Here is a 23,635-nt window from a genome sequence, read left to right as displayed (position 1 = left end):
GTCAATCCTCGTCCATCAGCGGAATGCGCATATTGTCCGCCAGCACGTCGCGCGGCAGGAAGGGCGACAGATCCTCGAGCGCGGGCGAGGTGATGCGCCCGTCGGGATGCTGTTTCGCACCGAGTTTCGGCGCAAAGGACACATGTTCGTCGACGACGATCTCGCAAATGGCGGGGCCTTCGACGGCCAGCGTCGACGCGATTGCATCCGCGAGGCCGGCGTGCGTGTCGGTGCGGACATAAGCAAAGCCAAAGGCGGCGGCGACCTTGCCGAAATCGGGGAAGGTGACGTGGCTCTTGGGGCCGCCGCCGACCTCGACGCCGGCAAAGAAATTGCGCTGCGTCTGGAAGATCGAGACATAGCCGCTGTTGTTGATCAGGATGACCTTCACCGGCAGGCCGTAACCCGCGATCGTCTGCATTTCCTGCAGGTTCATCATGATGCTGCCGTCGCCGGCGATCGCGATCACGCGCCGTTCACCCCCGGTCGCGGCGCAGACGCCGATCGCGGCAGGCAGGTCGTAACCCATCGTCGCGCAGCCCGAATTTGTCCAGAGCCGCTGTCCGGGACGAATATGCGCCGCCTGGAACCCGATCACGCACGCGCTGCCGTTGCCGGTGACGATCACATCCTTCTCGCCGAGTTGTGCAAACAGTTCGTCCATCGCGACATAGGGATGCACAAGCTGGTCGTGATCGCGATATTCGGGAAGCACCGCCGGGAAACGCCGCACCCGTTCGCGCGCCCAGCCGAGCCATTCGACGTGCGCCGCGGTCGGCCCGGCATAATCCTGCGCCAGCAAGGCGGGGATCAGGTCGGCAAGATCGGCGACCACCGGCATGTCGGGCACGACATTGGGTTTTGCGAGTTCGACCGGGTCGATGTCGACCCAGATCTTGCACGCCGCGCGCGCGAAGCTTTGCCAATTATAGCTGACCTGCCGGATGTTGAGCCGGCTGCCGAGGATGAGCAGCAGGTCGGCGCTTTGCGTCACCATATTGCCGCCGCGATCGCCGACCGTACCGGGCTTGCCGCAGTTGAGCGCATGGTCGGTCCACAGCGCATCGTGCGCGTTCCAGCCGGTGACGACGGGAATGCCGAGCCGATCGACCAATTCGATGAAGGCTCCGTGCGCGCCGCTCAGCCGGACGCCGCTGCCGGCAAACACGACCGGGCGTTCGGCGGTGGCGATCCGCGCGAGAATTTCGGCCGCGGCGGCATCGATATCGGTGGCTTTCCAGGGCTCGTCGAGTTCGGCGGGATCGAAGCCGGCGAGGAGGTCGTCGGGGTCAATCTTTGCCGCCTGCACGTCGAGGGGAATGTCGAGCCACACCGGACCCGGCCGACCGCTCGTCGCTAGATAGAGCGCCTTTTCGATATGATAGCGGATAGACCGCGGATCGGTGACCATCGCCGCATATTTGGTGATCGGGCGGACCAGTTCCTCGATATCGAGTTCCTGGTCGCCATATTGGCGCAGCGGCAGACCGGTGTGGCGCACCGTCGTCTCGGTCTTCACCTGTCCCGAGATCACGAGCATGCCGATCGAATCGACAAAGGCGCCGTAAACGCCGGTGATCGCATTGGTGCCGCCTGGGCCCGAGGTGACGTTGACGACCGCGAGCCGGTTCGTGAGGCGATAATAGGCCTCCGCTGCCATCGACAAAGCCTGTTCATGATGCGTGAAGGTGGTCGTGAGCGCAGGGTGCGTGCCGAGCGAATGGTTGAGGTGCATCGCCCCGCCGCCGGTGAGCATGAAGATGTCGGCGATGCCTTTGTCGGCGAGGGTCTGCGCGACCCAGTCCGAGAGCTTGATCTGGCTCATTCTTTCCATCCATTAAAAGTTGCGGTTCGGCGGATCGCCGTATCGAGGGAGACCGTCGGCGCGACGCCGAGCATGTTCCGGATCAGCGCGGTCGACGGGACGTAGCGCCCGGGATTCCAGCCGGCATCGGCCTGCCCCGCTATCTCGACACCCGGACCGCCAAGGGCGGCGGCGGTGCGCCGCGCCAGGTCGGCGATCGACACCGCATCCTCCGACCCCATGTTGAACGTCGCGCTGCGCGGCGCACGCAGCAGCGCGAGCCACAGCCAGGCGGCGAGATCGGCGGCGTAGAGATAGGATCGCACCGCGGTGCCGGCGCTTTCGATGCGGATCGGCCGTCCGGCCATCGCGTCGCGGATAAAGTTGCCCGCCGCAAAATGGATATCGAGCGACAACAGCGGGCCCAGCAAGGCAAAAATGCGCGCGGTCACGATGTCGAGGCCGAACTGCTTGCCATAGATGGCGCAGAGCATTTCGGCGGCGCGCTTGCCTTCGCCATAAGCCGATTTCGGATCGCGCGGGTCGGGACCACCCATCCAATCTTCGGCGACATGGGCGACGTCCCACGGCTGGACACCATAGACGGCGCCCGAACTGAGAAACAGCACCCGGCTCACCTGCCGTTCGACCGCCAGATCGAGAATGCGCCGGGTGCCGGAAACGATCGTGTCGAACATGCGGCGCGGATCGTTTGCATTGAGCGCGGCGCTCGCATCGGTCGCCGCGTGGATGACATGCGAAAAACGCCCCGGCGGCGGCACGAAATCGGTAACATCGCCAGCGAGACACGCGAACCGCTGTGCCAGATGCGGCGCCCGCGCAGCAAAGCCCGAAGGGTCGCGGCTGAGGATCAGGACGTCCGCATCCACCCCCGACCGCGCCAGCGCTTCGAGCATCCAGCGACCGATGAAACCGGAGCCGCCGGTCATGAGGATGCGCGCACCGTCGAGTTCGCGCCAATAGGGTGCGAGTTGACGATCGATCGCGGAAAGGTCTTCGTCGAATATCATGCTGGCACCAGCCCGAGCGACGGAGGGTGGGCGCGATGCGCGCGCGCCACCCGGACGATGCTGTCGAGCGCGAGCGCCCACACGATGAGCACGACCAGCCCCGGCCGGATGAAATGCCCGGCGGTCAGCCCGAAACTCGCTGTCACCGAGCGATCGCCCAGCCAGCTGTTGCTCGTGACATCGAGTACCGTCGCGAGCGGCCAGTCGCCGACAAGGCAGAGGAGATAGGCCGCCACGATGGCGATGGCCGCCCCCGCGCCGTTCCACCGCTCCATCAACACGAGGAACAGCAGGAACAATTGGGTGTAACCGCCGGGCGACTGAGTGACGAGATAGGCGCCGAGCAGGATCGCCGCAAGGCGGTGGGCGGGCAGCACCCGCGGCTGGAGCCACGCCGCGGCGAGCGCGGCCAGCGCGACGAGCTGGGTCGAACGAATGACGATCGGCACCAGAAACTCGATCGTTTCGACAAGGCGCGAGGGCACGAATTGCAGCAATGGCATTTCGAGCGTGCGAAACATCATGAAGGGCGCGTAGCTGGTCGCGTAATTGACCTCGTTCCACACCTGCGCGCCCTGGAACACGACCCAGTTGGCGGTGTTCGACGCGAGTTCCATCGGCGTCCCGGACCCGACGAACGCGAGCGTGGCGAGATAGAGTGCAAGGGTCGCGATCCCGGCGGCTTCGAGGGGCCGCCAGTCACGCTTCACCGCATACGCAAGCACGGGCAGCACCAGATAGGGCTTGAAATTGATCGTCACGGCGGCAGCGAACCAGCGCCACGGCCTCGACGCGGTCACCGGCCCGTGCGCGACCATGAAAAAGGCGAAGGCGACGAGGATCAGATTGCCGCGCTCGACAGTGAACAGCATCGGCAGGCCGAACCCGATCGCGATCGTGCGCATCGGCGCGGTCGCGCGGTCGAGCCGCCGGAAACAAAACCACGCGAGCCCGACATCGACGGCGTAGAAGGCATATATCGTCGTCCGCGCCAGCCAGTCGCAGTCACGAGCGTGAAAGGGCGACTGTAGATAGCAGCCCGGCAGGCTGGTCGCATCGAGGAAAACGAAGGACATCGGCGGATAGATGCTCCGCCACACGTCGTAAATTCCCCGATTATTCGCCCAATAGGCGGTGTTGAACCAGTCCATGAACGTGTCGTTGGTATCGAACACGAACGGCTGTGGCAGGTATCCGAATTCGAAGAAAAAGTGCAGCGTCCAGCCCAGGCTGGAAACCACGCCGAGCGCGAGCAGCACTTCCGCGGCGAGCGGCAGCAGGCGGGCGCGCGGCGCGGTCACGGCCGGCGGATGAGCGTGCGCGCGGCGGGGCCCGCGCGATCGACCGGGAAATTGATCCGCTCCTGCTCGATAACCAGCGGCACGTTACGGCTGCGCTCGGCGAGCATCCGCACCTGCTCGCCGATCAGGCCGAGGAAGAGCAAAAGCGCGGCGAAAAGCCCCAGCCCCAGCGCGAGCGCAAGCAAGACCCAGACCGGGCCATCGACCGCGAACGCAACCGGCGCCGCGAACAGAAGCGCAAATGCGAACAGGCCGACGTAAAGCGACAGGAACAATGGCAGGCGCAATAGCGACTTGGCCGAACCCGCGAGCCCCGACAGCGCGAAAGAAGCGAGCGCGGCGATGCCGTTCTTGCTCTCACCCGCCGCGCGTCGAGGCCGGTCGAAGGGCACCAGCGCCAGCCGGAACCCGCTTTCGACGACCATGCCGCGGAAGAAGGGCTCGGGCTCGTTCCACGCGGCGAGCGTATCGATGACCTCGCGGTCGAACAGGCCGAAACCCGTTGCGCCGGGGATGACCGGGTAGTCGCCGAAACGGGCGAGGAAGCCATAGCCGATGTGGCGGAGGGCACGCAGCAGCAGCGACGCCTTTTCCGACCGGCGCTGCCCCAGCACGACCTGCGCCCCGCCGCGCCATTTGCGCAGGAATTCGCCGATCAAAGCGGGCGGATCCTGAAAATCGGCGCACATGCCGATGACGGCGCGGCCCTCTGCCTGGTAGAGGCCGTAGGTTGGCGAACGCATCTGGCCGTAATTGCGGTTGTTGAAGATCGCCCGAATGCGCGGGTCGGCGGCGCACAGGTTGCGCATGATCGTGCGCGTGCCGTCGGTCGAGCCATTGTCGATCAGGATGATCTCGTGACTTTGCGCATGACTGTCCGCCTCCGCCGTCACCGCCGCGCAGATCGCCGCGACATTCTGCGCCTCGTTGAAGCAGGGAATGACGACGGACAGTTCGGGTTCGCCGGGTGCCAACGTCACGCCGCTGCGTCCTTGCTGCCTCCCGCGAACAGGCGGAGGCCGGTCGCGGGCGCATAGATTTCGGTGAACAGTGCCGCGAGGACAGCGAGCGCGAGCAGCGCGGCGGCGGCGATATTATATTTGCGGTCGGCATCGAGGCGCGGCGCCTCCAATATCTGCACATTCGCCGCTGTCTCGCCGGCGAGCGTTTCGACCGCCACCTCCTCCGACGAGCGCGCATACACGTCGTAAAGCGCCTGAGCGAAGCGATAGTCGCGATAGCGGTCGAGATATTCGCCCGACACTTCGCCAAGCCCGGCGACATTGGGGCCGGCGGGGCCCGTGCCCGCCTCAGCGCTGCGCGCAACCTGCGAACGAAGCGCCGCGACTTCGGACTGAACCGCCATCAATTGCGGATTTTCCGGGCCCTGAAACTTCTGCAGCGTCTGCAGTTCGACCTGCTTCGCCTGCAATCGCGCCTCGAGCCCCGCACGCACCGACAGCGCCGCGCCGAGTTCGGCCTGCGGTTCGGCGAGGCGGTTGCGGCGGCGGAAATCGTTGAGCGCCTTTTCGGTGGCGACGACGCGGTCGGCGGCTTCCTTGAACCGCTGCGACACGATCGCGCGCTTGCGCTCGACGCGGTCCTTGCCCAGCGCAACGATACGATCGCTGATCGCGTCGACATAGGCGCGCGTCAGCGCCTCGGCCTCCTCCTTGTCGCGGGTGCGCACCTCGACTTCGATGATGCCGCCGGTCAGCGAATGGACATCGACCTTTTTCGCGAGCGCGACACGGGCGCCGGTCGTCGACGAATAGCCGCCCGGGCCGACGAGCTTGAGCTTGCGGATCACTGCGCCGCTCACTTCGCCGCTGCGCCCAACCGCCAGATACATGTCGGTCTGCTGCTTGGCGCCGCCGAACAGCGATGCGAACCCTTGCAACTGCCCGCCGAGCGCGTTCATCATCGATCCGAGGCCGATGCTGTTATTGTCCTGCGGCAACAGCTTGGCGCGGGCGACATAAGGCTGTGGAAAGACGGTCAGCAGCGCGAGGACCAGCACCGCGAGCGCGTAGGCGCGGCGGCGCATGCCCGGATCGGCGACGAAAGCGGCGGCGCGTCGGCGGACCGCGTCGGCGGGGCTCATTTCGAAATCGCCGCGATCGATGCTGCCCCGACCAGCCCGCTGAACAGCGTACCGGTGATATCGCGCAGCCGCGCCCAGAACTCGCCACGATCGGCGTCGATCGGCACATAGACGAGGTCGCCGGGCAGCGCTGGCGCGCGAAGCGCACGCTTGCCGCCCGCCAGCAGGGTGCCGTTGGCCCGCACGACGAATATTTCGCTCTTGTCGCCGATCTTCTGGACGCCGCCCGCCCTCTTTACGAAATCGCCGACCTGCGCGCCGTCGCGCCAAGCGAAGGAGGCCGGGCTCGGCACGGCACCGAACACACCCACCGTTACCGGCCGCGCGGGAATATGCACGACGTCATTGTTTTCGAGGATCAGGTCGTCCGGAAGCGACACCGCTTCAACCGGCAGATCGAAGACCAACCGGCCGTCGGGTTCGCGGCGGCGGAGTTGGTCGATAATGCTGTTGATCAGCGCGATATTCCCCGGCTGCGCGAGTTGCGCCCGGTTGACCGATGTGACCGGCTGTGCGGCAAGCAGGAGTTCGACATCGTCGATTGCGCGATCGTAACTCAGCCGCTGCTGATGCTTGACGCTCTCGCGCGTGATCACGCTGGCATAGGGAAAGGCTTCGGCGGTCAACCCGCCCGCCTCTGCGACGAGATCGGCCATTCGCGTTCCCGGCTGGACATAATATCGGCCAGGGCGCGCGATTTCGCCGCTCAGCGTAACCAACACCGGCTGCTGGCGCAGCGGCCGCGCAATGCCGACGTGCGAGAGCACGCGCACGACATCGCCGCGCCGGGCCTGCGTCGTCCCCGCATCGCTCGCCGACACTTCGCGCCAGCCGGCATCGCCGCCGCTCACGCCGTTGAGTACCATCAGCCGGCTGTTGTCGGCGACGCTGTTGACGCCCCCGGCATAAAGGATCGCGTCGGTCAGCGTTTCGCCGGGCGCGAGCTCGAAAATCGCTTGCCGGTTGACGCTTCCGATCACCGCAACCTCTTCGCCGACGGGCGCGATATAGATGACGTCGCCGTTCTGAAGCACCGCGTCGCCGCGCTTGTCGCCTTTCAGGAGCAGATCATAAAGATCGAAGTCCGAAACCAGCTTTCCCCCACGCCGGAGCTGGATCGAACGGAAGCTGCCACCGGCCGCCGGACCACCCGCCGCGAGGACGGCGTTGACGAGAGTCGACAGGCTGCTTGCCGTATAGGAACCAGGGCGCGCGGCGAAACCCGTGACATAGACGGTGATGCCGTGCTGGCGCCCGATCATAACCTCGAGACTGAAACCCCGGTATTGGCGCGACACTTGCCGCTCTATCACGCCATGCAGGTCGCCATAACGCACCCCGCCGACGACGATCGCACCGACACGTGGGACGAAAATGCGCCCCTCGCCATCGACGACAAGCCGAAGCCCCGATGCCTGCACCGATCCGGTCATGCCGAGAAGCAGTTCGTCACCCGGGTTGATCCGGTAATCGGGCGGGATGGCGGTCGTCGGCGGCGCAGTGAAATCGCGCGCCGAAGGCACGAGCAGTTCCGAACCGAAACGGCGCAGCGGTTCGCCCGTGAGCGTCGACACATAGGTTTCGAATTCGCTGGGCGGCGGCGGCGCATCGGCCGGATCCTGCTCGGGGCCCGCTTTCCTGCGCGGTTCGGGTTGCTGCGGCGCTTCGCCGTCGAGAACGGCAGGCGCGATCGCGGGGACGTCGATGGGCGAAACCGCAAGCTGCTCGGCGGCGCGGCGCTGGGCGACGTCGCCCTGCGCGGCCGGCTCGACCGGCACCGCAAGTTGTGCCGCCGACGGCACCGCAAGCGACAAGGACGCAGCAAATAATCCCGCCGCGCGCGTCCAACCTTTACGCATGAAGATTGTCCTCCCGGCCGACCAGCCCGGCGACCGGATCGCGAACAAGACCCGACGCCAGGTGCCACAGCTTGGCGTCGGCGGCCGCGAGCACGCCCTTGCCGGAACCGCCGACGCGATAGGGCGTGCAGTCCCAATGGGTGATCTTGCCGCCCGCTTCTGTCAGGAACAGCGCACCGGCGGCATGATCCCAAGGCAGGATGCGCTGAAACAGCGCAATATCGTCCTGTCCCAGCACCAGCCGGACATAGCTTTCGGCGGCACAGCGCGGCACGGGCTGGACGTCGAGCGTCCGCGCGGCGAACGCATGCAACGCCGCGCGCCGGTCGGGTTCGAGGAAATGCGAACCGAGGGCCGCGCGGGGCGGCAAGCGGCGGCTGCGGGGACCCGATACGGGCACTGGCTGGCCGTCGCAGGTCGCGCCATGCCCGCGCCGCGCATGACAAAGCCGGCCGCTGGGCGGGTCGAATATCCAGCCTTCGATCGGCTCGCCATCTTCGACAAGCGCGATCATCATGCCAAAGGGGAAGCGCCCGGCAGCGAAATTGGCGGTGCCGTCGAGCGGGTCGATCAGCCAGACCCGCCCGTCGCCGACGCCGTCGAGCAGCCCCGGATCGCGGCTGACCGCTTCCTCGCCGACGATGCGGGCACCGGCGTCCAACGCCGCGAGCCCCGCATACAACCGCGCCTCGGCCTCGCGATCGGCGACGGTGACGATTTCGCCGGGCGTCTTTTCGGCGACTTCGCCGGGGGCGAGCGAGCGGAAGCGCGGCATGACCACGTCGGCCGCGACCTCGCGCATCAATATCGAAACCTGTTCGCCGAACATCGTATCAGGCGGCGACGCTTGCAAGATGACCGCGCTTGGCGACCGCGCCGCGCTCCTCGATCATGCGGATACGTGCCTGATCCTCGTCGGCGAGGCTGCGGTAATAGTCGCGCTTGTTCTTCAGCCAGTCGAGCTCGAAGGCGACGGCATTCGCGATTCCCGCCTCGAAATTCGCGCTTTCCACTGCTGCACCGTCGAAAACGACCTTGCGCGTTTCAAAACGATCAAGCCGCACCGCTCGGATTTCACGCAGGGCGGGCGCCGCTTCGACCGCGACCGAGCCGCCGACGACGAGTTCGAGGTCGCGGTCCGCGCATGCCTGAGCGACGCGCAGCACCGCCTCGGTGATCGCGCGGTCGTTGATCGCACTGCGCGGCAGGCCGCGGGACAGGGTGAAATCGACGCGGCCGAAGACGATGCCGTCGATCCCGTCAGCCGCGAGGGGCAACATCGCATCGAGATTGGCCAGCGTCGTTTCGGTTTCGAGATTGAACAGCATCTGCGTGCCGTCGCGGCCGGCACCGTAGACCTTGGCGCTCGCGTCGATGAATTTTGAAAGTGCGTAAGGGGTCTCGACCATCGGGGCGATGATATAGTCGGCGCCATAAAGTCTGGACGCATGGAGGTCGGAAACGGCTTCGCAGCCACCGATCTTGAGCGCCAGCTTGAGGTCCGCGCGGCACGTCAATTCGAGCAGGCGGAGCAGTTCGTCGGGACGCGTGCCTTCGGCCTCGAATTCGGCTTTAACCGCAACCACGCCATAATGGTCCCGCCCCTTTTTGAGCATGTCGAGCATGCGGTGCTCCGTGGAATTCATCGTCCGTCTCCTTCGATCCAGAAAGGCTAGTGCTATGGTCAGAGACGAAGGGAGAAGCCCGTTTCCGTAAGGATTTTCGACGACAATTTTTTTTGCGCACACCACCAAGGGCGCGCCGGGCGGGCTCCGTCTTATGAGCGCATGCCCGTACGCTCCGCCCTATACCCGTTGCTTGCGCTAGGCTGTGCCTGCACGGCCGGAATCGGCCCGGCCGCGGGGCAATCGACGCTTCCTGGCGGCGACAGTGAAGCCTTTCGGGCACGGATGACCGATTGGTCGGCGCCCGAGGTCAAACCGGCGCCGACCGGTATGCGTACAACACCCAAGCCCGCGACATTGCCCAAGCTCTCGTCGCATTTCGGTTATCGCAGCGACCCCATCCGCGGCGTCGGCCGAATGCATTACGGGCTCGACATTCCGGGCCCGCTCGGCACTCCCGTTCTTGCGTCGAGCGGCGGCCTTGTCGCTTTCGCGGGGCCTGCGGGCAGCTATGGCCAGATGGTCGAACTCGACCATGGCGGTGGCCTTCGCACGCGCTATGCGCATTTGTCACGCCTGCTCGTGCGTGTCGGCGAGACCGTCGGCCAGCGCCAGGCGATCGCGCTGATGGGGTCGACCGGACGGTCCACCGGCAGCCACCTGCATTTCGAGGTGCGGCGGCACGGACGAGCGACCGATCCCACCCCGCTCCTCGTTCCGTCGTCGCCGCTGTCGTCGATGCGACTGGCGACCGTCGATACAGGGCCGCATATCTCCGACTTCGCGCGGCGCCGGGCCTCCGCAAGATCCGGCGAGATCAAAGGCGCGCGACAATGGTAGCGCAGGCGGGCAGCAGCGGGCTGCACGCGACCTTGCTCAACGAACGCAGCCGGTTGCTGCGTTTCCTTGCGGCGCGCGGCGCGGGTCATGAGGCAGAGGATGTACTCCACGACCTGTGGCAGAAAATCGCGTCGGCGCCCGAGCGTCCCGTCGCCGATCCAATATCCTATCTGTTTCGCGCGGCCGAAAATCATATGCGCGACATCCGGCGCGCGACCTCCAGCCGCGAAAAAAGGCAATTCGACTGGCAGGCGATGGGCGATGCCCCGGAAGACACGCCCGCCGGCGAGCGCGTTCTGGTCGCGCGCGAACAATTGCAGCAAGTCCAGTCGGCCCTCGCCGCGCTCGGTTCGCGCGTCGATCATATATTCCGGCGCTATCGCCTCGACGGCGTCGGACAGGCCGACATCGCGAGCGAACTCGGAATAAGCCTGAGCTCGGTCGAAAAGGACTTGCAGAAGGCGTATCGGATGCTCGCCGAGCTCCGGACAAAACTGAATACGGAATAGCCGTTGGGGTTTCGTCATGCCATAGGACCCCGCATAACAGGGGAAGGGCATGACGACGCATCAATCCGAACTTATCGAAGCCGCCCGACTATGGGCGATGCGCGTCGCCGATCCCGCTTTCGACGCGTGGGATGAACTGTCCGCATGGCTGGAACTGAGCCCGGCGCATCTTGCCGCATATGAAGCTGCGGTCGAGGATGATGAATGGGCCGCCGCGACGCTGGCAAAGGCGCAGGCGACCAGGGACGATCCGCACCAACGGCGGAGCTGATCCAGCCCGCGTTGTGTCGCGCCGCGAGCTATTTCCCCTGCGCGGCAAGCACGCGCAGGATGTTGCCGCTCCACATTTTTTCGATGTCGGCGTCGGAATAGCCCGCGGCCTTCAGCCGCTCGGTCACCTTGGGCAGCGCCGAAATATCCTCGATGCCCGGCAGGCCGCCGCCGCCGTCCCAGTCGGCGCCGAAACAGATATGGTCGACCCCGCCCACCTCGATCGCGCGCAGCACCATCTTCATATAGGCGTCGAAATCGGCCGCCCACAATTTTTCGGTCTTGTCGAGTTCGCGCCACTGGCGGTTGAGGTCCGTCTGCTCGGCGGGCGACAGCGTCCCGATGCGCTCATATTTGCCGAACAGCTCGCCGCGCGCGGGCGACATGTTCATCGGCGACATGAAGATCGTCGAGATGCACATCGCGCCGCCCTTCGCGGCAAGGGCCTTCAGCCGCGCTTCGTCGAGGTTGCGTGGATGATCGAATGAAGAACGCAGGCTCGAGTGCGAAAGCAGGATCGGATATTTCGATAATTCGAGCATCTGGTCGAACGCCGCGTCGGACGAATGGCTCGCATCGATGACGATGCCGAGGCGGTTCATCTCCGCGACCCACTGCTTACCGAGCGGGCTCAGTCCCTTCCAGCGTCCCTCGCCCGTCGCGCTGTCGGCGAACTGGTTGTCCTTCGAATGCACCGGCCCGGCGAGGCGCAGACCCTTGTCGTAGAACTCGTTGAGCAGCGACAGATCCTCGCCGAGCGGATAGCTGTTCTCCATCGATTTGAAGGCGATCAGCTTGCCCTCCTTGTTCAGCCGCAGCGCATCGGCCGCCGTCAATGCGGGGGCGATGGCGTCGGGATATTTGGCGATGGTGCGGTCGATCAGATCGGATCGTCCCCGCGCGAAAGTCAGTGCATCGGCATAGCCCTTCGCGGTCAGGGGGCCCTGATCGGTATAGATGGCGAAGAAGCCGCCATCGAGATTGCCGTCCTTCATCCGCGGGATATCGAGCTGCGCCATGTCGTCGGCGAGCGCGTGGCGATCGGCGAAGCTCCAGCCCGCGCGCTCGAAATGGAGCGGCGTGTCGAGGTGGGTATCGAGCACGAGCATCCGGCTGTGCAGCGGCGCTTCGAGCGATGCCTTCGGCTGCTCGCCGCCGTTCGAGCAGGCGGATAGCGCGGTGGCCGTCAGCAGGATTGCGATGCGCTTCACTTCTTGTCCTCCACGGGTTTCAGGTCGAGATCGTGATAATCCCAGCTGAAATCGGCGATCTTGCTCACGGCCTTCATCGTCACGCCCGTCACCTTGCCGTCGGCGTCGAGCGCGAAGGTGACGTAGGCGGGCTCGATCGCCGGATCGTCGAATTTGGTGACGAAGCTGTCATATTGCCAATGCTCGAGCCGTCCCGCCATCCGCGGCGTCGAGGTGAAGTCGATCGTCAGCCCCTTTTCGTCCGCGCCGATCACGACATCGCCATACCAGGGATCGCGGTAGCGGCCCGCGTAGCGCGCCGGCGCGAGCGAGGGACCGCTCTGCGCCGGCGACGCCTTCGACTGCTTCAGGAATTGGGCCCCGTCCGCGAGCCGTGCCTGATACCAGTCTTCCCATTTCGCGATCCAGCCATAGTCGCCCTGGTCGAGATAATGGTCGAGCAGGTCATAGGTGAGGCCGAGGAGCATGCCGCTGTCCTCGCTGTTCATCATGATCGCGAAGCCGACTTGTCTGTCGGGGATCATCACGACGCGCGTGATCGACCCGAAGACGCCGCCGCCGTGCTGGATGATACGGTGGCCGCGATAATCCTGCACCTGCCAGCCGAGCGCATAGGCCTGCTGCGTCGGCTGCGCGGGCTTGAGGCCGTCGGGAAGCGGCGTGATCGGCATGGGGGTGACCGGCGCCCACATTTCGGCCGCCTGCTCCTCGCTGAACAACCGTTTCCCGTTCGGCAGCGCGCCATGCGCGAGCTGGATCTTGAGCCACGCCGCCATGTCGTTGGCGCTGAGCGCGAGCCCGCCTGCCGGCGCGCCGTTGCGGCCGAGTTCGTCGCGCTCGTCGAGCGCCGCCTGCGGACCAAGGCCGCGCAGCGCCCCCGATAGCCGCGCGTGGGGCCATGAACGGTTGGGAATGCGGAAGCGGTCCTCGCTGTCGCTCGTCGCATTCTTCATTCCCCCCGCGCGCAAAACGCGCGCGCGGATGAAGTCCTCCCATGTCTGGCCGGTGACCTCTTCGATCAGCTGGCCAGCGACGGCATAGAGGATATTGTCATAGGCATAGGCCGAGCGAAAACTCGTCTTGGGCTTGAGATGAGCCACGCGCTCGACGGTCTGCTTGCGCGTCAAGTGCGTGCGCGGCACGAACATCAGGTCGCCCTGCCCCAGCCCGAGCCCGCTACGGTGGACGAGCAGGTCGCGGATCGTGATTTCGCGCGTGACCCACGGATCATACATGCGGAACCATGGCATATGCCGGATGACGGGATCGTCCCATCCAATCTTGCCCTCGTCGACGAGCACCGCGAGCGCGGCGGCGGTCATCGCCTTGCCCGTCGATCCGGTCTGGAAGATCGTCTGCGCATCGACCGGCGCCCGATCTCCGAGCTTGCGTACCCCCCAGCCGCGCGAAAGCGTCGTTTTGCCGTCCTCGACGATCGCGATCGAGACGCCCGGCGCGCCGACCTTCTGCCGCAACGCCTCGACGCTTTCGACAATGTCGGCGGGTGGGTCGGCCCATGCCGGCATGGCGACGGACAGCATCAGCGACAGGGCAAGCAAGCGTTTCATGACAGGGCCTCCATTGGGGGAGCGGGTGCGGGGCGCAGCAGGCGCCAGATGCCGACGGTGAGCAAGGGCAGCACGAACACGCCAAGGAACAGCCACGCGAGGAAGCGGTATCCGCTGGCGATCAGGTCGATGAGGCCGACGCGCGATGCGACGAACATGCAACCGACCAGCACGCCGCCGCCGATCGCCGCGCGGGCGCCCGTTCCGAGCGGCGGGCGGCCGCGCGCCTCGACGACGCCCGACACGCGCTCGTTGATCGCGTGGATGGCGCCGACGCCGCTTTCGAGCAGCGCGGCGAAGATCATCAGCTGGAACAGCACATGAAAGCCCGGCACCGCCATCTGGCGCAGCAGGAAATCGGAGGGCAGCGTCTCGCCGCCGATCGCGGGATAGAAAGCCATCATCGCGACGAAGAAGAGGATCGCGGGCAGCATCGTCAGCGGCCCCGCGATCAGCCCGGCAACGACGGCGTCGCGCTGGCCCGTCAGGTGACGGAGGACGGGCAGGATGACGACCGCGCCGACGATATTATAGCTCGCATAGGTGATGCCGCCAGCCACCCAATTGCCCGAGGGCGGCGGCGCATTCGCGAAACCGCTCGCGATCAATCCGCCGAAACTGGCGAGCGCAAAGACGAGGAACAGCGCATAGACCGCATAGATCAGCATCGAGGCATATTGGAACAAGGTCTCGACCAGCGCGGTGCCGAAGGCGGTGAAACCGAGGATGGCGAGTGCGAGCAGCACCGACCCTGCGAGTTCGGGCCAGCCGAAGGTTGCCGCGCCGATGGCGCCGGCAGCGGCGCCGAACACGGCGAGGATCAGCACGACGAAGACCAGATAGGCGATTTCGAACGCGATCCATCCCGGACCGAGCAGCCCTCCGAAAAAGGCGCGATAATCATAGGCGCCGAGCTTGCGCGCGAGCGCGAATGTCAGCGCCGCGACGACGCTCCATATGACGGTCGCGAGCAGCATTGCCGCAAGTCCGCCCCACGGCCCGGACGGCACGAAATATTCGGCCAGTTCGCGCCCGGTTGCATAGCCGCCACCGATGATCACGGCTTTCAGCGCGAAACCGGGCAGCAGGAAGCGTTGGAACCAGTTGGAACCCCGCACCCTGCTGCCCGTCTCGCCCACACTCATGCGAGAATATTGTCCACGAGCGCATCGAACGACGCGCCGCCGCGGATCGGATCGGTCACCGGCAGCCCGAGGCGTTGCCGCTCGGCCGCCATCAGCGCCTCGGCCGCATCGGCGTCATAGGCCGATGTGTTGAGGCTCACCCCGCCGCAGCGGATCGCGGGATTGGTGCGGCTGCCGAGGCGGATCGTCAGGTCGATCACTTCCTCGATGCTCGGCAGCGCAAAGCTCTCCATCCCGAGGATCACCGTGCGCGCCGGGTCGTGGCAGACCACGAACACATCGGGCTGGCTGCCGTGCAGCAAGCCAAGCGACACCGCGGCGTAAGCGGGGTTGAAGATCGACCCCTGCCCTTCGATCAGGTCCCAATGGCTCTCGGGTGCGTCGGGGCTGAGCATTTCCGCCGCGCCGGCCTCGAAATCCGAGACCACCGCGTCCATCGGCATGCCGCCGCCCGCGATCATGATCCCCGTCTGGCCGGTCGCACGAAAGTCGGCGTCGATACCGCGCGCCACAAACGCGCGGTGCAGCGCGAGCGCGGTATATTTCTTGCCGAGCGCGCAATCGGTGCCGACGGTCAGCAATCTTTTGCCGCTCCGCTTGCGCCCGTTGGCGATCGGGATCGACGGCGGCGGCGTGCGAACGTCGATCAGCCGCTGGCCGGTGCGCCGCGCCGCCTCGACCAGCGCCGGGATGCTCGTCAATCTGGTATGGAGTCCGCTGACGATGTCGAGCCCCGCCTCCATCGCCTGGACGAGCACCGCGACCCAAGTGTCGCCGATGACACCGCCCTGGTTCGCGACGCCGATCACCAGCGACCGGGCCCCCGCGGCCCGCGCCTCGGCGGGCGACAGCGGCGGCAGGCCGGCGCTGACCGAGCAGGCGCCGATCCCATATTCGCCGACGCAGCGGTCGGCGGCCCAGTCGGCGAGGCCGAAGGCGGTCTTGGCATAGCCCGCCTCGGTCGTATCGCCGAGGAACAGCAGATAGGGTTGCGGCAGGGTCAGGCTTTCGGCCAGTCTGCCGGTGGGCGCGTTCATAAGACTCACTCCCAATTCCTAGAAGGTTGCACCGAGGGTGAAACCGACGGTTCGCGGCCGAATGGGAGCGACCAGCACCGCCGTCCCCGGGCGCGCACCGAACGATCCGGCGCTCGTCAAAGCCAGACTGTTGGTCAGATTCTTGGCATAGACCGACAGGTTGAAGCGGTCGAACTGAATTCCCGCCCGCAAATCGACCACCGCTTGGCCGTCGATCGTCAATCGCCGTCCGAACGTCGTCTGATAGGCGTCGTCGAAATCCGTGAGTTGCTCGCTCGAGAGTCTGACACTGCCGCCTACATAGGCCGCCAGATCGCCGCCCAGCGACCATTCATAGTCCGCCGATACATTGGCCGCCCATTCGGGCGCATAGGGCAACCGGTCGCCGGCGAAGCCGCCATTGCCGGCCGGTAAATCCTGGTCGAGCTTGGCGTCGTTATAGGCAAGGTTCAGGACGACATCGAGTCCCCGCACCGGACGCAAGGTGGCGGTGATTTCCGCACCCTTGCTGCTGGCGCTGTCTCCGTTACCGTCGGCGCTAACCGGGCCGATCGCCGTGTCATAGGTCACCAGCACCTGAATATCGCGCCAGTCGAGATAATAGACCGATGCGTCAATCGCGAAGCTGCGATCCGCCGTTTCGGCACGGAATCCCGCCTCGTAGCTGACAAGCGTGTCCGCACGATATTGCGAAGGGAAATTGGGTCCGGCGCCCGGCGGCACGACATTGGGCCCACCGGGGCGATAGCCCTTTGCCACGCGTGCATAGAGCGTTGTGTTGTCATTGAGTTCGAAACGAGGCGCGACCGACCAGGTAAACACATTTTCCGACGATTTTCCGTTCACGATATCGGGGATGACGGTCGCACCGGAGAAAAACAGCAGCGATCCGTCGAGCACCTGGTTGGTTCGCTGTTTGTTATGGCTGTAGCGCCCGCCTGCGGTGATGTCGAAGCGCGGCGACAAATGCCAGGTCACGCTGCCGAAGCCGGCATATTCCTTATATGTCGAATCGAGTTCGGCACTGAGGAAATTGGGGAAGGTGACGTCGGCACCGTTCGGTCCCGCCGGAAGCGTTAACGTCGGATCGATCGCTTCGCCAGTCGAAAGGACAAACGGAAGATATCGCTGAAACAACCTGCCCTTCTCATGTGTGTAATAGCCGCCGACGAGCCATTCGAAACTGTCGTTGTCGGCCGACTGGAGCCGCAACTCCTGCGTGAACTTCTTTTGCCCGGCGAGCGCCGGGAATGTCGTGCCGAGCGGAGGGACGCCCGGCCCCCCGTAAATTGCATCGGCGATGCCAACGAGTTGATAGCTGGCATCGTAGATCTGGCGCTGGGTCAGCTTGCCGTAACTGGTGACCGAGGTGAGCGAAACAGGTCCGAAATCCCAATCGACGACTCCATTATAGAGGCGGTAATCGACATTATTCTGCTCGGGAAAAAACTCCGAGCGGGTAAGGCGCCCTGCGGTCGACGCGCCGCTGTTGGGATCGGTCGCCAAGGGCTCCAGGGTTACGGGGTCGGCGTCGAACGTTCCCTGCGAGTTGGCCCGGATATTTTGCGCGATCGCCGTCAGCCGGACCGACAGCGCTTCGCCGGGCTTGAACAAGAGCGACGCGCGCCCACCGTAACTTTCATAATCATTGGCATCGTCGCGGGCGATGCCGACCGTGTCGATAAATCCCCCGGCCTTGCGATAATAGCCGCTTGCCCGCAGCGCTATCGTGTCACCCAGCGGCACGTTGAGCACGCCGTTCGCGTTCCATCCGGTGTCGCCGCCCTTGGTAATTTCGGCGCCACCCTGCGCGCGGCCTTCGAACGTTCCAAGCTTCGGCGCGACCGTCACGAATTTGAGCAGACCGCCCAGCGAATTGGCGCCATACAGGGTGCCCTGCGGCCCACGAAGGATTTCGACCCGCTCGATATCGAATGTATCGATATCGCCTGCGAGTACCGCGCCATTGCTTTGGCCGGTGCTCGGGCCGAATGGCGTATCGTCGACATAGACGGCGGCGGTCGGGCTGGCGCCGCCCGTGTTGATCCCGCGAAGCACGATGCGGGTTTGGCCGGGATTGGCCTGCTGCAAGCTAAGCCCGGGGACGAGCGCCGCATAGTCGACGAAGCTGGTCGCCGCCTGCTGTTCGAGCCGCTCACCGCCGACAACCGAGATCGACTGCGGGATTTCCGCCAGCGTCTGCACGCGCTTTTGGGCGGTCACGACGATTTCGTTCGGCGCCTCACCGTCGCCCGCTTCCTGCGCCTGTACCGGCATCGCGGCGATCACCGCGACCATGCTTGCTGCTACCAAAAGTCCCTTGTTCATCGTCTTACCCCCAGACTTGGGCGAGCAGGCGGCGGAAATTGCCGCCGAGCACGGCCCGGATATTGTCGTTCGAATAGTTGCGGCGAATGAGTTCCTCGACGAGGTCGAAGGTCTTCAAAGGATGGTCGAAGCCATCGATGTCGATCTTGTCGCGAAAGGCGTAGCTGCCCTTGTAGCCGGCCTTGAGCGCGGCATATTCTTCCGGCTTCATGTCGTCATAACCGTGAAGGTCGGCGTCCGAGCCAATCCCCACATGGTCGATGCCGACAAGCTTGGCGACATGGTCGATATGGTCGGCCATGTGCCCGACATTGGTGGGGTCGCTCGTTCGCACGAACATGCGCACGCCGGTGATACCCATCACCCCGCCCTTTGCGGCGAGCGCCTCGATTGCCTCGTCGGTCTTGACGCGCGGATGATCGACCAGCGCGCGGGCATTGCTGTGGGTGATCGCGACCGGGCCCTTCGCGATGGCGATCGCGTCCAACGTCGTCCTGTCGCCGCAATGCGAGACGTCGACGAGCATCTTCTGCTTTTCCATTTCGGCGATGATCGCCGCGCCGTAATCGCTGACCCCGCCGTCGACGCGCTCGGTGCTGCCCGATCCGATCCGGTTCTGGCTGTTGTAGGTGAGCTGGGCGCAGCGGAGGCCGAGGCGGCGGAACAGCGCGACGTCCTCGACCTTATCGAAATGCTCGGCATTCTGGATGCCCATGATGACCGCGCATTTCTTTTCCGCCTTGGCGCGGTCGAGATCGGCGACGCCGTCGACGAGCGTGAAGACATGGCTGTTGCGCCCGGCGAAACCCTGCCACCCGGCAAGAAATTCGAGCGCCTGCTGCTTCGCATCGGGGCCGCCGAGGCCATAGGCGTTGTGAAAGCCGGTGATGCCCGACGCCCGGAACTCGGCGGCCTCGGCATCGGTCAGCCGGTGCGCGACATAGTCCGGCGACATGGTGATTTTGAGCGGCGCCAGCATGTCGATGACCAGCGACGAGGCAACGAGGTCGACGGCGCGGCGCGAATAGGCCTTCGTCGGCGCCGCCGCGAAGGCATAGGCCCCGCGGCCCACCATCGGCGCAGACAAAGCGACCCCGGCCGCGCCCGCGAGTGCCGCACGGCGCGTCATCGGGAATGACGACGTCATTCCAGCCTCCCTCAATGAAATCTCGATTTAAAGACTATTGTCCTAATCAGAAAATTGTCAACCCGTTTAGGACATCAAATTGTCATGAACCCCAAATTTCTGCCGGGCAATGGATCATCCCGCCGCGATATCCGACGCCGGGCACACGATCGCGCGCAAGGAACGTCGGTCCATCGAGGTCGACGATGTCGCAGAGCTGTCCCACCAGATAGGACGGCGCCATCGACAGGCTTGTCCCCATCATGTTGCCGACCATCACATCGAGACCGAGCTTTTTCGCCTGCCGCGCGATTGCGAGGCCTTCGGTCAGGCCGCCGCATTTATCGAGCTTGATGTTGACGATGTCGAAGCGCCCGACGAGCGAGGCGGTATCGGCGAGCGAGAGCGCGCTTTCGTCCGCGACGAACGGCAGCGGCCGTTCCAACCCGTCGAGATCGGGCTCGCGGCCGCGCTTCAGCGGCTGTTCGAGCTGCGCGACGCGTGCCGAGACGAGCACCGGGAGCAGGTCGGCGAGCGTGGCGACGTCGTAACCCTGATTGGCATCGACGCCTATCCACGCGTCGGGCCGTGCAGCGCGGATCGCTTCGACGCGCGCGAGGTCATCGGCGAGGTCGCCCGTCAGCTTGACCTTGACCGGCGCTTCCGGGTCGATCGCCAATGCGGCCTTCGCCATATTCTCGGCGCGGTCGGCGCCGAGCGTCAGGGTCGAGCGCAGGGCCTTGGGCTGTTCCAGCCCGGCCAATTCCCAAACGGGGCGCCCCGTTTGCTTCGCCTCCAGGTCCCAAAATGCGCAGTCGATCGCATTGCGCGCACCGCCGGGAGGAAGCAGGCGCTGCAATTCCTCGCGCGTTGCACCATTCTCGATCGCGCCGCGCACCCGCACCGCTTCGGCCAGCATATGATCGATGTCGTCGCCAAGATAATAAACCCCCGCCCCCTCGCCGCGCCCAACGCGCGCGCCGTCGGATATTTCGGCGACGAGCAGCGCGGTTTCGGTGAAGACATGACCCGAGATGCGGAAGGGCTGGTGATAGGGAAAACGCTCGACCCGAAGGTCGAGCGTCAATTTCGAGGCCTGCTGTGTCGCCATCAATAGACCATCCCGAAGCCGTAAAGGTGGAAGACGAGCGTCACCCAGACGAGCACGAGCGCGGCGAGGATCAGCAGCACCGCGCCGAGCTTCATCGTCCAGCGGCGCTTGTCCTTGATGCTGAGCCACAGGTGCCAGGCCGCCGTCGCCAACAGACCGAAGGCGGCGAGCGGGGTCAGGATGCGCAGCAGGTGAATGAGCCAGTCGAGCGGTCCGCCGATGCTGCCGATATCGGCCGAAAAGGCCGCGATCAGCCCGATCCAGCCGGCGAGCGCGCCGATCGCGAGCCAAGCGAAGACACGGCTCAGACGATAGACGCGGAGCGACTGTCCCTGAAGCGCGAACTCGGCCTTGAAGCTGCGGCGCACCAGCGCGCGCACCGGCCATGCCAGCGCCGCGAGCAGGATGATCCCGAAGGCGAAGACGAGCGCCGGGTTGAGCCATGCCGCATTGACGCTTGCGGGCGCGGGTTCGAACACCATGAAGGGCGAGCCGGCATCGAGGCTCCAGCGCACGACGCGGCCCTCCTTGACCTCGGCGGCGAGGCGTTCGCCTGTGCCCGTGTCGCGCCACACAAAGGGTTCGACCTCAACCCAGTCACGCGCACCGGCGCTGAGCCCATCGAGCGCGGGGAGCGTGATCTTGCCGTCCTCGGTCAACCCGATGGTTGCCTGACCGAGCAGACCGAACAGGCTCATGAAATTGGTGAAGCTCCCGCGGCTGGCAATATAGTTACCGACCATCGTCTGCGCGTGCTCACGCGCCGTCTTGGTATCGATCTGGGTCGGCTTTTCGGCCGGGCCCGGCAGGTAGCGATCGGCAAATTTGTGGAACAGCGCGCTGCGCACCGCCCCCGCCGCGCCGTCCTTGCCCGCGCTGTTCATCGAGATGAAGACGCCGGTATCCGCATCGGGGAACAACCACAGATAGGAGTGGAACCATACGGTGTCGCCGCCATGTGCGATCGCGCGGTGGCCGTTGACCCATTGTTCGTAGAAGCCGAGCGCCATGCTGTTGAGCGGTCCGACGCCGGGTGCCTTGAAATCATGCATCATCTGCGCAGTTTCGGGTTTCATCAGCCCCGCGCCGTCATCGAGGTGCGCGATCATGAATTTGGCCATGTCGGCGCCGCTCGACGACAGGCTGCCCGCGGGTGCGGGGATCACCATTTCGAATGGCTCGGGCTTTTGGGTAATGTCGGGATAGCCCTTTGACATATGCGGCACGAGCCGCGCGGGAAGCGGCTGGCGGAACGACGAATGCGTCATGCCGAGCGGCTGGAAGATATGATTTTCGATATAGCTGTCGAAATCTTCGCCGCTGACGCGCTCGACAATATAGCCCGCGAGCGCCGTGGCGTAGTTGGAATAGGCCGGGGTCGTGCCGGGCGCGAAAACACGCTCGGGCAGCGCAAGCGGCATCTGCTTCTTCAGCGTCATCGCTGCCTTGGGATCGCTGCTGATCAGGTGGCGGACCGATTCCTCGAAGCCCGCGGTGTGCGTCATGATGTTGCGCATCGTCACCGGCTTGCCCTCATAGGGCGGAATCTTGAAATCGAGATAGGCGTTGACGTCCTTGTCGAGGTCGATCTTGCCGGCCTCGACCTGTTGCATCACCGCAGTCCAGGTCAGCAGCTTCGACACCGAGCCCGGGCGGAAAAGCGTCGTCTCGGGCAGGACCGGCGCGCGCTTGGCGACATCCGAATAGCCATAGCCCTTCTGGAGCACGACCTCGCCGCCGCGCACGACGACGACAACCGCGCCGGGAATGCGTCCGCGTTCGAGCGCATAGGGCAGATAGCCGTCCATCCACGCTTCGAGATCCTTCGGATCGAACGCGACCGGCGCCGCCGCCGTCTTGGCAACCGGCGCGGTCGCCTCGGCCTTCTTTACCGCTGGCGCGGGCACCGGTCCCTGCGCCGCGAGCGGCAATGCGGCAAAGGCCGCCAGCCCGATCATCGCCTTGCGAATGAAACGCATCGCTTTCCCCTTTTGTCTGGCGCGCCTGTCACACCTTGCGGCAAGCCGCGCGACCCCTTACCAAGGGACCAACAACTGTTGGCCCGATAGGGACATAATGATCCTGATTGGAAAATTGTCAAATATGGAATGGAAAAACTGATGGCGGACCGCGCAATCCCGCCGACGCTCGGCACGGTGATGAAGGGCATTCGCGCGCGAAACGGCTGGACGCTCAAGGAAATGAGCGCGAAGTCGGGCATTCCGGTTTCGACGCTGTCGAAGGTCGAGCATGATCGGCTGACGCTCAGCTACGACAAGCTCCAGCAGCTGAGCCAGCGTCTCAAGATTCGCATGTCGGACCTGTTCGCGGAGGGTGAAGAAGATGCTGCGCCGCGCGTCACCGGGCGCCGCAGCATCGCCGCGATCGATCGCGCGGCACGCGTCACCACCGACAATTACGACTATCATTACCTCTGCACCGACCTGCGCCAGAAACGGATGATCCCGATCCTGACGCGCATCCGTGCGCACAGCGCGAGCGAGTTCGGCGAGCTCGTCCACCATCAGGGCGAGGAATTCATCTATGTCCTCGAAGGACGGATCGAGGTGCACAGCGAATTCTACGACCCCGTCACGCTCGACGTCGGCCAGGGCATCTACATCGATTCGTCGATGGGTCACGCCTATGTCGTCGCCGACGGGTTCGACGAGGCGCTGGTCCTTGGCGTCTGTTCGAGCGCCGACGAAGGGCTGATGGACAGCTTGATGAGCCTGCACGGATAACCCACCGAAAATGGAGATATAA

At 65.1% G+C, this 23,635-nt stretch carries 20 protein-coding genes; 4 read left to right on the top strand and 16 right to left on the bottom strand.

The genetic code is table 11. From position 1 onward, the window contains the following. Position 1: 1 nt before the first annotated feature. Genes HDC35_RS14945 through HDC35_RS14910 form a run of 8 tightly spaced genes read right to left on the bottom strand, consistent with a single transcriptional unit; the run spans position 2 to position 9,745 of the window. Entirely contained in the window at positions 2–1,825 is a 1,824-nt protein-coding gene (locus HDC35_RS14945) for a thiamine pyrophosphate-binding protein (protein WP_260397775.1), read from the bottom strand. Beyond that, positions 1,822–2,835, bottom strand: a complete 1,014-nt coding sequence (locus HDC35_RS14940; RefSeq protein WP_184648180.1) for an NAD(P)-dependent oxidoreductase — start codon at positions 2,833–2,835, stop codon at positions 1,822–1,824. Before HDC35_RS14940 ends, HDC35_RS14945 begins: the two co-directional genes overlap by 4 nt. Continuing rightward, positions 2,832–4,136 (bottom strand): hypothetical protein, encoded by a 1,305-nt coding sequence (locus tag HDC35_RS14935; RefSeq protein WP_184648179.1) that lies wholly within the window; start codon positions 4,134–4,136, stop codon positions 2,832–2,834. Before HDC35_RS14935 ends, HDC35_RS14940 begins: the two co-directional genes overlap by 4 nt. Then, positions 4,133–5,116, bottom strand: coding sequence for a glycosyltransferase family 2 protein (locus HDC35_RS14930; RefSeq protein ID WP_184648178.1), 984 nt, complete (start codon positions 5,114–5,116; stop codon positions 4,133–4,135). Before HDC35_RS14930 ends, HDC35_RS14935 begins: the two co-directional genes overlap by 4 nt. Beyond that, positions 5,113–6,240 carry a capsule biosynthesis protein gene (locus HDC35_RS14925; RefSeq protein ID WP_184648177.1) on the bottom strand — a complete coding sequence of 376 codons (1,128 nt, stop codon included), beginning with the start codon at positions 6,238–6,240 and terminating at the stop codon, positions 5,113–5,115. The genes HDC35_RS14930 and HDC35_RS14925 overlap by 4 nt, the downstream gene beginning before the upstream one ends. Beyond that, the gene (locus HDC35_RS14920) at positions 6,237–8,099 is read right to left on the bottom strand and encodes an SLBB domain-containing protein (protein WP_184648176.1); all 1,863 of its coding nucleotides are present in this window, start codon (positions 8,097–8,099) and stop codon (positions 6,237–6,239) included. The genes HDC35_RS14925 and HDC35_RS14920 overlap by 4 nt, the downstream gene beginning before the upstream one ends. Further along, on the bottom strand, positions 8,092–8,952 hold the full coding sequence (locus HDC35_RS14915) for an inositol monophosphatase family protein (RefSeq protein WP_260397774.1): 861 nt from the start codon (positions 8,950–8,952) through the stop codon (positions 8,092–8,094). Before HDC35_RS14915 ends, HDC35_RS14920 begins: the two co-directional genes overlap by 8 nt. After that, entirely contained in the window at positions 8,933–9,745 is an 813-nt protein-coding gene (locus tag HDC35_RS14910) for an aldolase/citrate lyase family protein (RefSeq protein WP_184648175.1), read from the bottom strand. Before HDC35_RS14910 ends, HDC35_RS14915 begins: the two co-directional genes overlap by 20 nt. A 264-nt stretch (positions 9,746–10,009) precedes the next feature. Between HDC35_RS14910 and HDC35_RS14905 the strand changes: the two genes are divergently transcribed. Genes HDC35_RS14905 through HDC35_RS14895 form a run of 3 tightly spaced genes read left to right on the top strand, consistent with a single transcriptional unit; the run spans position 10,010 to position 11,344 of the window. Continuing rightward, positions 10,010–10,564, top strand: coding sequence for a M23 family metallopeptidase (locus HDC35_RS14905; protein WP_184648174.1), 555 nt, complete (start codon positions 10,010–10,012; stop codon positions 10,562–10,564). After that, complete coding sequence (locus HDC35_RS14900; RefSeq protein ID WP_184648173.1) at positions 10,558–11,073, top strand: sigma-70 family RNA polymerase sigma factor; 516 nt, start codon at positions 10,558–10,560, stop codon at positions 11,071–11,073. The genes HDC35_RS14905 and HDC35_RS14900 overlap by 7 nt, the downstream gene beginning before the upstream one ends. A 49-nt stretch (positions 11,074–11,122) precedes the next feature. Next, the gene (locus HDC35_RS14895; protein WP_184648172.1) at positions 11,123–11,344 is read left to right on the top strand and encodes a hypothetical protein; all 222 of its coding nucleotides are present in this window, start codon (positions 11,123–11,125) and stop codon (positions 11,342–11,344) included. A gap of 28 nt (positions 11,345–11,372) precedes the next feature. On the opposite strand, the gene HDC35_RS14890 is transcribed toward HDC35_RS14895, so the two are convergent. The 8 genes from HDC35_RS14890 to HDC35_RS14855 form a co-directional block, all read right to left on the bottom strand. Then, on the bottom strand, positions 11,373–12,554 hold the full coding sequence (locus tag HDC35_RS14890; RefSeq protein ID WP_184648171.1) for a dipeptidase: 1,182 nt from the start codon (positions 12,552–12,554) through the stop codon (positions 11,373–11,375). Continuing rightward, the gene (locus tag HDC35_RS14885; RefSeq protein WP_184648170.1) at positions 12,551–14,122 is read right to left on the bottom strand and encodes a serine hydrolase; all 1,572 of its coding nucleotides are present in this window, start codon (positions 14,120–14,122) and stop codon (positions 12,551–12,553) included. Before HDC35_RS14885 ends, HDC35_RS14890 begins: the two co-directional genes overlap by 4 nt. Continuing rightward, complete coding sequence (locus HDC35_RS14880; RefSeq protein ID WP_184648169.1) at positions 14,119–15,267, bottom strand: hypothetical protein; 1,149 nt, start codon at positions 15,265–15,267, stop codon at positions 14,119–14,121. The genes HDC35_RS14885 and HDC35_RS14880 overlap by 4 nt, the downstream gene beginning before the upstream one ends. After that, positions 15,264–16,304, bottom strand: a complete 1,041-nt coding sequence (locus tag HDC35_RS14875) for a DUF1611 domain-containing protein (RefSeq protein ID WP_184648168.1) — start codon at positions 16,302–16,304, stop codon at positions 15,264–15,266. The genes HDC35_RS14880 and HDC35_RS14875 overlap by 4 nt, the downstream gene beginning before the upstream one ends. A gap of 18 nt (positions 16,305–16,322) precedes the next feature. Beyond that, positions 16,323–18,632 (bottom strand): TonB-dependent receptor, encoded by a 2,310-nt coding sequence (locus tag HDC35_RS14870; RefSeq protein WP_184648167.1) that lies wholly within the window; start codon positions 18,630–18,632, stop codon positions 16,323–16,325. 4 nt (positions 18,633–18,636) lie between these two features. After that, positions 18,637–19,779 carry a dipeptidase gene (locus HDC35_RS14865; protein ID WP_184648166.1) on the bottom strand — a complete coding sequence of 381 codons (1,143 nt, stop codon included), beginning with the start codon at positions 19,777–19,779 and terminating at the stop codon, positions 18,637–18,639. Positions 19,780–19,861: 82 nt separating this feature from the next. Then, positions 19,862–20,869, bottom strand: a complete 1,008-nt coding sequence (locus HDC35_RS14860) for a dipeptide epimerase (protein ID WP_184648165.1) — start codon at positions 20,867–20,869, stop codon at positions 19,862–19,864. After that, positions 20,869–22,848 (bottom strand): serine hydrolase, encoded by a 1,980-nt coding sequence (locus tag HDC35_RS14855; protein ID WP_184648164.1) that lies wholly within the window; start codon positions 22,846–22,848, stop codon positions 20,869–20,871. Before HDC35_RS14855 ends, HDC35_RS14860 begins: the two co-directional genes overlap by 1 nt. Positions 22,849–22,989: 141 nt before the next feature. On the opposite strand from HDC35_RS14855, the gene HDC35_RS14850 reads away from it, so the two are divergent. Continuing rightward, the gene (locus HDC35_RS14850) at positions 22,990–23,613 is read left to right on the top strand and encodes a helix-turn-helix domain-containing protein (protein WP_184648163.1); all 624 of its coding nucleotides are present in this window, start codon (positions 22,990–22,992) and stop codon (positions 23,611–23,613) included. Positions 23,614–23,635 lie beyond the last annotated feature (22 nt).

The organism is Sphingopyxis sp. JAI128, from assembly GCF_014207235.1.
Taxonomy (GTDB): Bacteria; Pseudomonadota; Alphaproteobacteria; order Sphingomonadales; family Sphingomonadaceae; genus Sphingopyxis.
Note: the sequence above shows the minus strand (reverse complement) of the source record. Positions and strands in the feature narration are given on the sequence as shown.

Excerpts from the sequence above, each read along its gene's own strand:
- HDC35_RS14945 (WP_260397775.1), bottom strand. The coding sequence starts at position 1,825 with ATGAGCCAGATCAAGCTCTCGGACTGGGTCGCGCAGACCCTCGCCGAC.
- HDC35_RS14940 (WP_184648180.1), bottom strand. The coding sequence starts at position 2,835 with ATGATATTCGACGAAGACCTTTCCGCGATCGATCGTCAACTCGCACCC.
- HDC35_RS14925 (WP_184648177.1), bottom strand. The coding sequence starts at position 6,240 with ATGAGCCCCGCCGACGCGGTCCGCCGACGCGCCGCCGCTTTCGTCGCC.
- HDC35_RS14920 (WP_184648176.1), bottom strand. The coding sequence starts at position 8,099 with ATGCGTAAAGGTTGGACGCGCGCGGCGGGATTATTTGCTGCGTCCTTG.
- HDC35_RS14910 (WP_184648175.1), bottom strand. The coding sequence starts at position 9,745 with ATGAATTCCACGGAGCACCGCATGCTCGACATGCTCAAAAAGGGGCGG.
- HDC35_RS14905 (WP_184648174.1), top strand. The coding sequence starts at position 10,010 with ATGACCGATTGGTCGGCGCCCGAGGTCAAACCGGCGCCGACCGGTATG.
- HDC35_RS14900 (WP_184648173.1), top strand. The coding sequence starts at position 10,558 with ATGGTAGCGCAGGCGGGCAGCAGCGGGCTGCACGCGACCTTGCTCAAC.
- HDC35_RS14895 (WP_184648172.1), top strand. The coding sequence starts at position 11,123 with ATGACGACGCATCAATCCGAACTTATCGAAGCCGCCCGACTATGGGCG.
- HDC35_RS14885 (WP_184648170.1), bottom strand. The coding sequence starts at position 14,122 with ATGAAACGCTTGCTTGCCCTGTCGCTGATGCTGTCCGTCGCCATGCCG.
- HDC35_RS14880 (WP_184648169.1), bottom strand. The coding sequence starts at position 15,267 with ATGAGTGTGGGCGAGACGGGCAGCAGGGTGCGGGGTTCCAACTGGTTC.
- HDC35_RS14875 (WP_184648168.1), bottom strand. The coding sequence starts at position 16,304 with ATGAACGCGCCCACCGGCAGACTGGCCGAAAGCCTGACCCTGCCGCAA.
- HDC35_RS14870 (WP_184648167.1), bottom strand. The coding sequence starts at position 18,632 with ATGAACAAGGGACTTTTGGTAGCAGCAAGCATGGTCGCGGTGATCGCC.
- HDC35_RS14865 (WP_184648166.1), bottom strand. The coding sequence starts at position 19,779 with ATGACGTCGTCATTCCCGATGACGCGCCGTGCGGCACTCGCGGGCGCG.
- HDC35_RS14860 (WP_184648165.1), bottom strand. The coding sequence starts at position 20,869 with ATGGCGACACAGCAGGCCTCGAAATTGACGCTCGACCTTCGGGTCGAG.
- HDC35_RS14855 (WP_184648164.1), bottom strand. The coding sequence starts at position 22,848 with ATGCGTTTCATTCGCAAGGCGATGATCGGGCTGGCGGCCTTTGCCGCA.
- HDC35_RS14850 (WP_184648163.1), top strand. The coding sequence starts at position 22,990 with ATGGCGGACCGCGCAATCCCGCCGACGCTCGGCACGGTGATGAAGGGC.